The sequence below is a fragment of the Streptomyces sp. NBC_00310 genome, from assembly GCF_036208085.1.
Lineage (GTDB): Bacteria > Actinomycetota > Actinomycetes > Streptomycetales > Streptomycetaceae > Streptomyces.
Genome location: NZ_CP130714.1, coordinates 9786297 through 9798661 on the forward strand (window position 1 = coordinate 9786297; position 12365 = coordinate 9798661).

Below are 12365 nucleotides of genomic sequence, written 5' to 3' on the forward strand. Positions count from 1 at the left end.
ACAGATGCTCCCCCGCAGCGCGGCGGCGGCCCGCCCCACGTTCCCCCGGCGAACCACGGAGAAAGACTCATGCTGAACATCGCGGACACACTGCACCGCTGGTGCCGCGAAGCACGCCCCTTCGCCCTGGCCACCGTTGTTGACGTCACCGGCAGCGCTCCTTTGCCGATCGGCACGTCGGTCGCGGTGGACGCCGACGGCAACGCGGTCGGCAGCATCTCCGGCGGCTGCGTCGAGGGCGCGGTCTACGACCTGTGCCGACAGGTCCTGCACGACGAGGGTCCTGTCCAGCGCGCCTGGTTCGGCTACTCCGACGACGACGCCTTCGCCGTCGGACTGACCTGCGGCGGCGAACTCGATGTCCTCGTCCGGCGCATCGACCCGGCCACCGAACCGCATCTCGGTGCTGCCCTGGACGACATCGTCCAGGGCAGGCCGACCGCCGTGGCGCAGGTCGTCGACGGCCGCCACGACCTGCTGGGCCGCATGGTCTGCGTCCTTGCCGACGGCACCGCCTCCTACGGAACCCTGGACGGAGGGCCGACGGACCGCGCGGTGACCGCACAGGCGGGCGCCCTGCTCCGGTCCGGACGCACCGCGCGCGTCGAGCTGGGCGGAGACGCCGACACCTGCCCGGACCGGCTGTCCGTCCTCGTCCATGTGGCCGCCACCCGCCCCCGCCTGATGATCTTCGGTGCCGTCGACTTCGCCGCCGCGCTCAGCCAGGCCGGCCGCTTCCTCGGGTATCACGTCACCGTGTGCGACGCTCGCCCCGTCTTCGCCACACCGGCACGCTTCCCGGACGCGGACGAGGTCGTCGTCGACTGGCCCCATCGCTACCTGGAGCGCACGAGCGTGGACGCCCGCACCGCCGTCTGCGTCCTCACCCACGACGCCAAGTTCGACATCCCCCTGCTACGGCTGGCCCTCGATCTGCCCGTCGGCTATGTCGGGGCCATGGGATCGCGGCGCACACACGAACAGCGTCTCCGCCTTTTGCGCGAACAGGGCATGTCCGACGCTCTCGTCGCCCGCCTGCACTCGCCGATCGGCCTCGATCTGGGGGCTCACACACCGGAAGAGACAGCTGTCTCCATCGTGGCGGAGATCATCGCCTCCACCAACCTCGGAAGCGGCCTGCCCCTCTCCCGGCGAACGGGACCGATCCATCGTGCGATGCCCCCGTCGCCAGGCGCGACCGATGCCCTGCCCACGCTCGATGGGACAGCCGCACGTGCCGGTGTGTGAAGCGGCACGGTCTCGCGGATGATCAATGGTGTGCCGGGGCAGCGACGAGGCCCGGCGGCCCCATCTGAGGCGGTGTTCCCGCAGCCGAACCCGCCGCCCTCGCGGAACCTTGACCGCTGAACACGCTCGATCCGCAGACGTTTCCGTCCAGCAAGTGCGCCACAAGCACATCTGTGGAGCGACGCTTCGCCCCGGCCAGGGGCCCCATCCCTGTGAGATTGGCTGACATGACTGGCAGTGCACCCCATGAGTTGGGTGACTTCCTGAAACTCCGGCGTGCGGAGCTGACTCCCCGGTCCGTGGGGCTGCCCGACTCGGGAGCGCCGCGTCGAGTCCCCGGCCTGCGCCGGGAGGAAGTGGCAGTGCTGGCCGCGATCAGCACCGACTATTACACACGGGTGGAACAGGGACGCATGCATGTCTCCGAGCCCGTGCTGGAGGCCATCGCCCGAGTGCTGAAGCTCAGTGACGACCAGCGGGAGTACGTCTTCGAACTGGCGGGCAAGGACGCCGGCCGCCCGCACCCGCCCGAGGCTCAGGTCGTCAACCCGCAACTGCAGCGGCTGCTCGACGACCTCATGTCCATCCCGGCCATGGTCCTCGGACGCCGGATGGACGTGCTGGCCTGGAACGAGATGGGTGCTGCCCTGGTGGGCGACTTCGGGCGCATCCCGAAAGGGGACCGCAATTACGCGAAGATGATCTTCTCGGACCGCATGAGGGGCCTGTACGCCGACTGGGAGGCCGCGGCCCGCCTCGCTGTCGCACAACTGCGCAGGGAAGCGGCCCGCAACCCCGGCTCGACGAGACTCGCCGCACTGGTCGACGAGTTGTCGGAGCGGGACGCGGACTTCCGGCGGTGGTGGGCCGAGCACCTCGTGGCGGCCCGGAAGGTCGGTGCGAAGACGCTGAACCATCCGATCGTCGGCGAACTCACCCTCGAATGGGACACCCTGACGTGCAGCACCGACCCCGATCAGCAACTGACCATCTGGACGCCCGCACCCGACACGGCCACGCACGACAGGCTGCGCAGCCTTGCGGCCTGGGTGGCTGACGGGCACCCGGCCGCCCCCGGTACGGCGAACTGACGACGACATCGCGCGCGGGCGAATCCGGTTCGCCCCACTCAGGCGCCGCCCACTTCGCCGGCGGCGCGGCGCCTTCGAGGCGTGGTCCGGAGGTTTGCCGACGTCACCGCGAGCGAGACAGCCGGTTCACAGAGAGCGAGTGTCAGGTGGGTGAAGGGCGGCCAGGGTGAGCTCTGGCCTGCACGCCCTAGGGTCGGCGCCGGCGTCCGGCCCTGCAGTCGGCGAAGTACCAGCCGAGCCGCATGGTCACTGCTGCTTCCAGGTCGGCGTCCTCCCGGATCTCTCCCTGGTGGTGGGCGGGTGCGGAGAGCAGGGGTCCCTCCCTGGTTGCAAACATCCAGGGAGGGACCCCTTCCCCGCACAGCCACTTACCCCATGATGCCGTCAGCCGAGGCCGTCGTGGGAGATGGTCTGCACCTCGGCCCGCAGGGCGTGGCTGGCCCGGTATCGCGGGTCGTGGTACGACGACCAGAGGGCGTCGAGCAGCTCGAGCACCCTGCGCGTGGACCACCGCGCGCTCCAGGCGAACGGGCCTATGGGGTAGTTGGTGCCCAGGAGCATCGCGAGGTCGATGTCGTCCGGGGTCGCGACCCCGTGGTGGGCCGTCTCCCATGCCTCGTTCGCGATCATCGAGAGAACTCGGGCGACCACGAGCCCCGGGATGTCGGCCATGGGGAAGGCGTGGATGCCGGCGCGATCCAGCAGGGCGACGACGACGTCCGTGAGGGCGGCATCGGCGGAGGCGAGGGCGAGAGCCGTCGCCGTCGAGGGATCCAGGCAGCGATCGAGGAGGAGTACAGGCTCGCTTCGCCGGGCGGACTCCTCGCGTGCGCTCCGGCCGCGAGTGACCATGACGGACCCCAGACTGACGAATTCGATGCGGGCGGTGTCGCCTACCTCCCGGCCGAACTCGAGGCCGCTACGAGTGAGCACGGCCTCCAGTTGGTCGTCCGACCCGTGCAGGACCACTCGCGTGGCGCCTGTCACTGCTTCGGCCTTCACTTCCGCGGCGAGGGGACGTGCTCGCTCGGCGCTCTCACCGTACTCGTAGAAACCCTGGCCGGTCTTGCGACCGAACCGTCCTGCGGCGATGAGTTCGCTCTGGATGAGGGAGGGTGCGAAACGCGGGTCGTAGTGGTACGACGTCCAGACGGACTGTGTCACCGCGAAGTTGACGTCGTTGCCGATGAGGTCCATCAGTTCGAACGGGCCCATGCGGAATCCGCCGGCGGAGCGCATGAGTTCGTCGATCGTCTCCGGAGTGGACGCACGCTCCTCGACGAGTCGGAGGGACTCCCCGTAGAAGGCCCGGGCGACCCGGTTGACGATGAACCCGGGTACCGAGCGGACGTGGGCAACCGACTTACCCCAGCGTAGGGCGAGTTCGGCGACGGTGTCGACGACCTCGTCGGAGGTCTGCAGGCCCCGGACGACCTCGACGAGCCTCATGACGGGGACGGGGTTGAAGAAGTGCATGCCGACCACGCGTGACGGATCCGGCGTGCCGGCGGCGATGGCGGTGACCGACAGCGACGAGGTGTTCGTCGCGAGGACGCACGTCGGTCCGAAGTGTTCTGCGGCGCGCCGCAGAACCGCCTGCTTGATGTCGAGGCGCTCGAGGATGGCCTCGACGACGACCGTGGGTGCGTCCGTCGGCGTCTGGGTGAGGTCGGTGAAGGTACGCAGCCGTGCCTTCACCAGGGCGGGTGCCGCCGGGTCTCTCCGGCTGAGACGTGCGGTGATGTCGGACCCGGCCACCTTCAGCTGCGCCTCGTCCGGGTCGACCAGGTGCACCGGGTGACCGGAGGCGAGTGCGACCTGCGCGATCCCCCGGCCCATCGTGCCCGCTCCGATCACGCAGATGTGGGCCAGTGGTTGTGACATCAGGGGCTCCTCGGCGTCGTCCGTGGATCGCCGCCGCCGTAGTGCCGCGGACGATCCCCAAGATCCTTGACATGGTTCCTCGACAGAGTATCGTAATGTCAAACTTTTGCAGGTGTATGAAAAACAGATCAGGGTGTGAGGTGTTCGTCAGGTGAACGCGCCGTGACGCGAACCAGTCGCATTCCGTACGGGCCGACTCGTCGAACCAGGAGCTGAGTCCATGAGCTACGAGGACATCACCGTCGCCGTCCATGACGGCGTCGCGGTGATCACGATCAACCGGCCCGACCGGGCCAACAAGCTGAGGTTCGAAACAGCGCGTGAGCTGCTCGCAGCGTTTCAGCACGTGCGGCAGTCGCCCGACATCGACGTGGCGATCCTCACCGGCGCGGGCGAGAAGTTCTTCTGTATCGGGGGAGAGCACGAGGAGCCCACGTCGCTCGACTACTCCAGCGTGATGCCGGTCATCGATCTCTACGAGTTCATCGACGCGATGCCGAAGCCGGTGATCGCGGCGGTCAACGGATACGCCGTCGGCGGGGGGAACGTGCTCCAGGTCGTGTGCGACCTCTCGATCGCCGCCGACCACGCCGTGTTCCGCCAGGTGGGTCCGATGGTCGGCAGCTTCGACGCCGGCTTCGGCACCTGGTACCTCGAGGAGACCATCGGGCGGCGGCGGGCGAAGGAGATGTGGTACCTGAACCGCAAGTACCCCGCGCAGGAAGCCCTGGACATGGGCCTGGTCAACGAGGTGGTGACCGGCCGCCCCGTCCTCGACCGCGCTGTCGAGGTCGCGCAGGACCTGCGTCGACGCGGCCCGTTCGCGCTGGCCGCCCTCAAGACCGCCTTCTCCAGCCGCCACACCGGTGTCGTCGGGCAGGCACGCCTCGCACACGACCTCCTGCTCACCGCCTACCGCAACACCCAGGAGGCGGCCGAGATGTCGGAGTCCTTCGAGGAGCGCCGCGACCCCCGTCGCGAGAGGTTCTACCGATGACGGGGCGCAATGCGGAACTCGACGACTTCCTCGAGGTGCTGACGAAGCGTCTTGTGTCGGTGGAGTGGAGCGACGCCCACGCCATTCGCGCCGCGCTCGCCGCGGCGGATGTCCTCGATCTGGCACAGGAGGCGGCCGAGCTCGACGACGCCGTCGACTGGCTCGTCGCAGCCGTGCGTACGACCGCGCACTTCTCGCCCGCAGCCGCGTTCGCCCTCGCGGGCCGGTTCACCGCGCAACGTGGTCTCGCCACTTCGGACGAGGACGGCCGCGAAGTGCGGGACGTAACCTCTGCGGTCACCAATCCCACCGCACCCGACCCGTGGACGGCCACTGTGCCGACCTTGTTCGCGCCCGGCGCGGTGGTGCTCTTGGACCGCTCCACGGGACGGGCCGTGCTGGCCCGCCGGGACGCGTTGGTGGGGGAGCCCGAGGGAACACGGCGCAGCGGACTGCGCGAAGCCGCCCTGCGGACGGTCCGGCTCGACGACACGGTCGTGACGCTGCCGGAGGCTGTCACGAGGCGCACCGCGCGCGACTGGGACCTGTTCACCTCCGCTGCGGCCCTCGGCCTCGCCGAGACAGCGCTGCACACGGCGGAGACGTACGCCGGTGAGCGGCGTCAGTTCGGTTCCCCGATCGGTACCTTCGCGGGTCTGCGCGCGATCCTGGCCGAGATGCGGATCCGTGTCCGCACGGTGCACGCGATGCTCGACGGCGCGGTCGCCGGCGACCTCGACACGGCAGAGCTGCTGGCCCAGGCGGGCAGGACCGCCGTCGACGTCTGCCTGGACGCGATCCAGGTGCACGGCGGCTACGGGTACATCGACGAATACCCCGTGGCCGGTCTGCTGCGCGACGCGATCAGCCTCCGGGCCCGCGGCGGCGGCCGCCGGACCGTCCTGGCGCAGGTCGCCTCTCGACGCCTCGGCAAGCCCGGGGGCGATACGTGAAGGCTCTCGCACACTCCGCGCCCCTGAAGCACCACCCGAGGAAGGAGGCCTCATGAACGCGTCTGCCGGCCCGCTGCACGGGATCACCGTGGTCGACATCTCGTCGTCCTACGCAGCACCGACCACTTCCATGTACCTCGGCGACATGGGAGCGGAGATCATCAAGATCGAGCCCGTGCGCGGAGACGACGCCCGTGGATGGGGACCACCCTTCCTCAACGGCGAAGCCGCGTGGTTCCTGTCGGTCAACCGCAACAAGAAGAGCCTGTGCCTGGACATACGCGGTGAGCAGGGCCGTGAGGTGCTCTTCCGGCTGCTGGAGACCGCGGACGTGTTCATCGAGAACCTGAATCCGGCCAAGCTCGAGCGGCACGGCCTGGGGCTCGACGCACTGCGTGAACGCTTTCCCCGGCTGGTGATCTGCGCGCTGTCGGGATTCGGGCTCGACGGCCCTGACGCCGCGCTCCCGGGATACGACCTGATCGCCCAGGCCCGCTCCGGGATGATGAGCGTCACCGGTGACGCCGGAGTACCGCAGCGCGTCAGCACCGCTCTGTCCGATGTCGCGGCCGGCACCGTCGCCGCGTACGCCATCGCGGCCGCACTGGTCAGGCAGCAGAGGCACGACGTCGGCGAGATCATCGACGTCGCCCTGCTCGAAGCCGACCTCGCCTTCATGTCCCCCCGGATCGCCAGCTTCCTCGCGGGCGATCCCGAACCCCGCCCCTGCGGCGGCACCGACTCGGTGGTCGCGATCTACCAGACGTTCCGGACGAGCGACCGCCCCATCGTCGTCGCCGTGGGCAACGACAAGATCTGGCTCCACGCCTGCGCGGCACTGGGCCTGGACGAGCTGGCCCAGCGGCCCGACCTGGCCACCAACGCCGGACGCCGCGCGCGCCGGGACGAGGTCGTCAACGCCTTCCAGTCGGTGCTGACCACGAGGACCTCGCAAGAAGCTCTCAAGGCTCTTCAGGACGTCGGCGTACCGTGTGCGCGGATCAACTCGCTGTCCGAAGTCGTCGACGACCCTCAAGTGGAGGCTCGCGAGGCGATCGTCAGCCAGGAGCATCCGCGTGCGGGCGTCTTCCGGGGCGTCGCGAGCCCGTGGCGTCTCGGTTCGCAGAGGAGTCGGGCGCCCCGCCTGCCGGCGCCGCTCCGGGGCGAGCACGGGCGCGACATCCTTACAAGTGCAGGATTCGACGACGAGCGGATCGCCGATCTCGCGGAGGCGGGTGTCGTATGGGTTCCCTGATCGGGGTGGACGACGACGGGCGGGTGCGGACGATCACCCTGAACCGGCCGGACCGGCTCAATGCCCTGAACACCTCCGTACTGGACGCACTGGCCGAGGAGGTCCGGCGGGTCGCTGAGGAGAACAACGGAATCCGGTGCCTGGTCATCCGAGGCGCAGGTGACCGGGCGTTCAGTGCCGGCGCCGACCTTGAGGAGATCCGCGGCCTCGACGCCGACCATGCGCAGGCCTTCATCCGGCGGGGCCACCGCGCGATCGGCGCGATCGAGCGCTCACCCGTTCCGGTGATCGCCGAGGTCGACGGCTTCGCCCTCGGCGGCGGATTCGAACTCATGCTGGCGTGCCACGTGGTGATCGCCTCGGACCGCAGTCAGTTCGGCCTCCCGGAAGCACGGATCGGCTGCATCCCGGGATTCGGGGGCACCCAGCGGCTGCCCAGAACCGTGGGCAAGGCGGCGGCCTTCCATCTGATGCTCACCGGCAGCCGGATCGACGCCGAGCGTGCCTGGCAGATCGGTCTGCTGTCGGTCCCGCCGGTTCCCACCGCCGAACTGCCCCGTGAGGTGGCGGAGACGGCGTTTCTGATCGCGTCCGGGAGCCGCACCGGTCTGGCCAACCTGCTCGAAGCCGCGCGGCAGAGCACGTCCGGCCCAGCCCTGGAACACGAGGCGGCACTCGCCGCCCTTTCGATCGCCTCCGTCGACGGCCAGGAGGGCATCACGTCCTTCGCCGAGCGACGCGAGCCCGTCTTCACCGAGGAGTGACGGAATTGAACACTGTGCCTGAGCATCCACCCTCGGCGGACCGCACCACCGTCCTCTCACTCCTCGATGGCGTCATCGCGCACACCGTGACGCCGGCCGCAGTGGCCGTGGACCGGGACAGTTCCTTCCCTTCGGCGTCCGTCCAGGCGCTCGCCCAGGCAGGTCTCGGCGGGCTTCTGATCCCGACCTCGCTCGGAGGGCGAGGCACGTCCACGGCGACGTACGCCGAGGCACTGTCCCGGATCGCGGCCGCCTGTGGATCGACCTCGACGGTCTACATGACCCAGATGCACTGCGCCCACCCGATCCACCTCCAAGGGCGGCCCGACCAGCACGAGGCGTGGATTCCCGCGCTCTGCGAGGGCACGGCCATCGGAGCGATCGCCCTGACCGAGCCCGAGGCGGGATCGGACGTCGCGTCGATGCGTACGAAGGCGCGCCGTGACGGCGACTCCTATGTGATCAACGGCGAGAAGACGTTCATCTCCAACGGCGATGTCGCCGATGTCATCGTGCTCTTCGCGACGGTCGACCCGAGTCGCGGCAAGGACGGCATCACGGCCTTCCTCGTCGACACGGAGTACGCACGGGGTCTCGAGGCCGGTAAGCCGATGAAGAAGCTGGGCCAGAAGGGCGCCTCTACCGTCACGCTCGGATTCCAGGACTGCCGGATCCCCGTGGAAGCGCGCCTCGGCGCCGAGGGCGAGGGCTACCCCCTGCTGTTGCGGTCGGTCACGAAGTCGCGTATCAGCGCCGCAGCCCAGGGCGTGGGCTTTGCACAGGGTGCCTACGACGCCACCGTGCGCTATTGCGCGGAGCGAGATCTCCTCTCTTCCCGTACCCGCGGTGCCCAGGACCTCCAGTTCGAACTGGCCCGCCTGCGGGCGGAGATCGCGGCCGGGCGGTCGATGCTGAGGGAGGTCTGCGATCTGGTCGACGCCAGCGACGAGGACCCCACGGCCGAGGTCGCCATGGTCAAGCTGCACTGCACGACCCTGGGCGTGCGAGTCGCCTCGGCCTGCGTCGAACTTCTCGGCGAGGACGGAGATCGCGACGACATCGGTGCGGAGCGCCGACTGCGCGACGGGAAGATCACCGAGATTTACGACGGGACCAACCAAGTCCAAAGCATGCTCGTCGCCCGGGACATCCGCCTCTCGGCGATGCCATGACAGAGCAGGTCTGCCGACGCCGCCGACTCACACGAGTCTTGTCCACGAGGAGAGGTCCATGATGTGGGAGGGCCGTTACGACCGCCTGTTCATCGGAGGGCGGTGGGTTCCGGCACACGGTGAGCATCTGAGGATCGTGTCGCCGTTCACGGAAGAGGTCGTCGCCGAGGTTCCCTCGGCGTCTTCGAGCGACATCGATCGTGCCGTCGCCGCGGCACGTGACGCGTTCGACAACGGGCCGTGGCCGCGTATGCCGCTGGAGGCGCGCATGGCGGTACTACGGGAACTGCGGCGGCTGCTCGCCGAGCGGCAGGAACCGATCGCACAGCTCATCACTGACGAGATGGGCTGTCCCATCACGCAGTCCCGCGCCATCCAGGCCGCCAATCCGGTCCGGGTGATCGACGCGTGTCTCGATCTCGCGCTGGACTACCCGTTCCGGTCGATCCGTACGGCAGAGACGGGCAGCGCGCTCGTCACCCGGGAACCCGTCGGCGTTGTGGCCGCCGTCGTTCCTTGGAACGTGCCCATGAGCATCAGCGTCCAGAAGGTCGTTCCGGCCGTGCTGGCGGGGTGCACGGTCGTTCTGAAGCCGGCCCCGCAGACGGCTCTCGACGCGTACCTCCTGGGCGAGCTGATCGAGCGGGCCGGGTTCCCGGAGGGCGTGGTCAACATCGTTCCGGCGGAGCGCGAGAGCAGCGAGCACCTCGTCGCGCACCAGGGTGTCGACAAGGTGTCCTTCACCGGATCAACCGCTGCGGGTCGTCGGATCGCGGCGCTGTGCGGTCACGATCTGCGGCGCGTCACGCTGGAGCTGGGTGGAAAGTCGGCCGCCCTCGTTCTGGATGACGCCGACCTTGACCGGACCGTCGAGGCGATGCGCCTCGGGGCGTTCCGCAACAACGGTCAGGTGTGCACTCTGAAAACCAGGGTGCTTGTCTCCGAGGCGCGTCAGGCCGAGCTCGTCGAGCGGCTCCGCTCCCTGATCGACTCGATGCCCGTGGGCAGTCCCTACGACGAGGCCACGCAGATCGGGCCGCTGGTCTCCCACCGGCAGCGTGAGACGGTGGAGCACTACGTCGCCACCGGTCTCAAGGAGGGCGCGACCCTCGTCACAGGTGGCGGACGTCCGGAGGGTCTCGACCGCGGCTGGTTCGTGGAGCCGACCCTCTTCACCGGTGTGCGGCCGGATATGACGATCGCTCAGGAAGAGATCTTCGGGCCGGTCCTCGCCGTCATGACCTACCGGGACGAAGCCGAGGCGGTCGAGATCGCCAACAACTCGCCTTACGGTCTCAGCGGGGCAGTGTTCACATCGGACCCCCGCCGAGGGCTGGAACTCGCGAGCCGGATCCGCACCGGTGTCGTGGAGCTGAACGGGCACCCGGTCGGGCTCAAAGCACCGTTCGGTGGGTTCAAAGCCAGTGGCATCGGGCGCGAATACGGGCCCGAGGGGCTGGACGTATACACGGAGTTGAAGTCCATCGGGCTGCCCCCGGACATGGCGACATCGTTCGCGTGACCGACCGAGCTGGGCCCGGGACAACCCGAACGCTCTGCACCCATCGCCCCTGCTGACCAACGGGTCGCGGTTGTCGGGACGACGCCGTGGCCACCGGACTGAGAGGAACGGACCATCAGATGGATCGTCTTGCCCACACCGATGAACTGACCGAGGACCAGCGGGAGATCCTCAAGGTGGTCAGACAGTTCGCCGAAGAGAAGATCATGCCGGTCGCCACCGAACTCGAGCACAAGGACGAGTACCCGACCGACATGGTTGAGGGACTGAAGGAGCTCGGTGTCTTCGGCCTGATGATCCCGGAGGAGTACGGCGGGCTGGGTGAGTCGCTCCTGACGTACGCGCTGTGCGTGGAGGAGATCGCACGAGGCTGGATGAGCGTCTCGGGTGTGATCAACACCCACTTCATCGTCGCGTACATGCTGATGCAACACGGCACCGAGGAGCAGAAGCGGAAGTACCTCCCGCGGATGGCCACCGGCGAGGTGCGGGGCGCCTTCTCGATGTCGGAGCCAGGCCTCGGCTCCGACGTCTCGGCCGTGGCCACCAAGGCCGACAGACTTCCCGACGGCTCCTACTCGATCACCGGCCAGAAGATGTGGCTCACCAACGGCGGTTCGTCGAACCTGGTCGCGGTGCTGACGAAAACCGATGAGGGCGCGGCCTCGGTCTACAAGAACATGACCACGTTCCTGGTCGAGAAGCAGCCCGGCTTCGGCGAGACCGCCCAGGGCGTCACCGTCCCGGGAAAGATCGACAAAATGGGTTACAAGGGCATCGACACCACCGAGATGATCTTTGACGGCCATCGGATCGAGGGCGCCCAGATCCTCGGGGGAGAGCCCGGCCAGGGCTTCTACCAGATGATGGACGGTGTCGAGGTGGGCCGCGTGAACGTCGCCGCGCGCGCGTGCGGCATCGCCGTTCGCGCCTTCGAACTGGGCATCGCGTACGCGCAGCAGCGTGAGACGTTCGGCAAGCCGATCGCGCAGCACCAGGCGATCCTGTTCCGCCTGGCGGAGATGGCGACCAAGGTCGAGGCCGCCCACGCGATGATGGTCCGCGCGGCCCGCAAGAAGGACTCCGGCCGGCGCAACGACGTCGAGGCCGGCATGGCCAAGATGCTCGCGAGCGAGTATTGCAAGGAAGTGGTCGAGGCGTCGTTCCGCATCCATGGCGGGTACGGCTACTCCAAGGAGTACGAGATCGAGCGGCTCTACCGTGAGGCGGCCTTCATGCTCATCGGCGAGGGTACGTCCGAGATCCAGAAGATGATCATCGGCCGCAGTCTGCTCAAGGAGTACGCGATGTGACGAGCCCAGGGACAGCCGGCGCATGCCTCCCCACCGGTAGTCCGGTAGGGAGGCTCTCGATCAGCAGGTTGAAGCACGACATTTTTCGGTATGACAATTTACCGACCCTGGTCATATACTGCGGCTTTGGATCAGGCCTTGTGTACGTCCGAACGTGACGGCGTCG

General features: G+C 68.5%; 11 protein-coding genes. 9 read left to right on the forward strand and 2 right to left on the reverse strand.

The annotated features are described in order from the left end of the window. The first annotated feature begins 69 nt into the window (after positions 1 to 69). A complete protein-coding gene (locus OG202_RS42705) occupies positions 70 to 1248 on the forward strand; it encodes an XdhC/CoxI family protein (RefSeq protein ID WP_328224495.1) in 1179 nt (392 codons plus the stop codon). 227 nt (positions 1249 to 1475) lie between these two features. Beyond that, positions 1476 to 2339 (forward strand): helix-turn-helix domain-containing protein, encoded by an 864-nt coding sequence (locus OG202_RS42710; RefSeq protein WP_326574344.1) that lies wholly within the window; start codon positions 1476 to 1478, stop codon positions 2337 to 2339. Between the two features lie 187 nt (positions 2340 to 2526). On the opposite strand, the gene OG202_RS42715 is transcribed toward OG202_RS42710, so the two are convergent. Beyond that, positions 2527 to 2676 (reverse strand): hypothetical protein, encoded by a 150-nt coding sequence (locus OG202_RS42715; RefSeq protein WP_327726634.1) that lies wholly within the window; start codon positions 2674 to 2676, stop codon positions 2527 to 2529. A 47-nt stretch (positions 2677 to 2723) separates the two neighbouring features. Beyond that, the gene (locus tag OG202_RS42720) at positions 2724 to 4223 is read right to left on the reverse strand and encodes a 3-hydroxyacyl-CoA dehydrogenase (protein WP_328224496.1); all 1500 of its coding nucleotides are present in this window, start codon (positions 4221 to 4223) and stop codon (positions 2724 to 2726) included. Positions 4224 to 4443: 220 nt separating this feature from the next. Here OG202_RS42720 and OG202_RS42725 point away from each other — a divergent pair, with 220 nt between their 5' ends. The 7 genes from OG202_RS42725 to OG202_RS42755 all read left to right on the forward strand — a co-directional run bounded on the left by OG202_RS42725 (position 4444) and on the right by OG202_RS42755 (position 12199). Beyond that, positions 4444 to 5220, forward strand: coding sequence for an enoyl-CoA hydratase-related protein (locus OG202_RS42725; protein ID WP_327726632.1), 777 nt, complete (start codon positions 4444 to 4446; stop codon positions 5218 to 5220). Next, the gene (locus tag OG202_RS42730; protein ID WP_327726631.1) at positions 5217 to 6173 is read left to right on the forward strand and encodes an acyl-CoA dehydrogenase family protein; all 957 of its coding nucleotides are present in this window, start codon (positions 5217 to 5219) and stop codon (positions 6171 to 6173) included. Before OG202_RS42725 ends, OG202_RS42730 begins: the two co-directional genes overlap by 4 nt. 52 nt (positions 6174 to 6225) lie before the next feature. Next, positions 6226 to 7428: a CaiB/BaiF CoA transferase family protein gene (locus OG202_RS42735; protein WP_327726630.1), complete on the forward strand. Its 1203-nt coding sequence runs from the start codon at positions 6226 to 6228 to the stop codon at positions 7426 to 7428. Next, positions 7416 to 8192: an enoyl-CoA hydratase/isomerase family protein gene (locus OG202_RS42740; RefSeq protein ID WP_326574338.1), complete on the forward strand. Its 777-nt coding sequence runs from the start codon at positions 7416 to 7418 to the stop codon at positions 8190 to 8192. The genes OG202_RS42735 and OG202_RS42740 overlap by 13 nt, the downstream gene beginning before the upstream one ends. Positions 8193 to 8206: 14 nt before the next feature. Further along, entirely contained in the window at positions 8207 to 9364 is a 1158-nt protein-coding gene (locus OG202_RS42745) for an acyl-CoA dehydrogenase family protein (protein WP_326585514.1), read from the forward strand. Positions 9365 to 9422: 58 nt separating this feature from the next. After that, entirely contained in the window at positions 9423 to 10886 is a 1464-nt protein-coding gene (locus OG202_RS42750; protein ID WP_326574337.1) for an aldehyde dehydrogenase, read from the forward strand. Between the two features lie 119 nt (positions 10887 to 11005). Beyond that, positions 11006 to 12199, forward strand: coding sequence for an acyl-CoA dehydrogenase family protein (locus OG202_RS42755; RefSeq protein WP_326574336.1), 1194 nt, complete (start codon positions 11006 to 11008; stop codon positions 12197 to 12199). Positions 12200 to 12365: the final 166 nt, after the last annotated feature.

Bases quoted from the DNA above. Each gene is read 5' to 3' on its own strand.
- OG202_RS42705 (WP_328224495.1), top strand. From the start codon at position 70: ATGCTGAACATCGCGGACACACTGCACCGCTGGTGCCGCGAAGCACGC.
- OG202_RS42710 (WP_326574344.1), top strand. From the start codon at position 1,476: ATGACTGGCAGTGCACCCCATGAGTTGGGTGACTTCCTGAAACTCCGG.
- OG202_RS42715 (WP_327726634.1), bottom strand. From the start codon at position 2,676: ATGTTTGCAACCAGGGAGGGACCCCTGCTCTCCGCACCCGCCCACCAC.
- OG202_RS42720 (WP_328224496.1), bottom strand. From the start codon at position 4,223: ATGTCACAACCACTGGCCCACATCTGCGTGATCGGAGCGGGCACGATG.
- OG202_RS42725 (WP_327726632.1), top strand. From the start codon at position 4,444: ATGAGCTACGAGGACATCACCGTCGCCGTCCATGACGGCGTCGCGGTG.
- OG202_RS42730 (WP_327726631.1), top strand. From the start codon at position 5,217: ATGACGGGGCGCAATGCGGAACTCGACGACTTCCTCGAGGTGCTGACG.
- OG202_RS42735 (WP_327726630.1), top strand. From the start codon at position 6,226: ATGAACGCGTCTGCCGGCCCGCTGCACGGGATCACCGTGGTCGACATC.
- OG202_RS42740 (WP_326574338.1), top strand. From the start codon at position 7,416: ATGGGTTCCCTGATCGGGGTGGACGACGACGGGCGGGTGCGGACGATC.
- OG202_RS42750 (WP_326574337.1), top strand. From the start codon at position 9,423: ATGATGTGGGAGGGCCGTTACGACCGCCTGTTCATCGGAGGGCGGTGG.
- OG202_RS42755 (WP_326574336.1), top strand. From the start codon at position 11,006: ATGGATCGTCTTGCCCACACCGATGAACTGACCGAGGACCAGCGGGAG.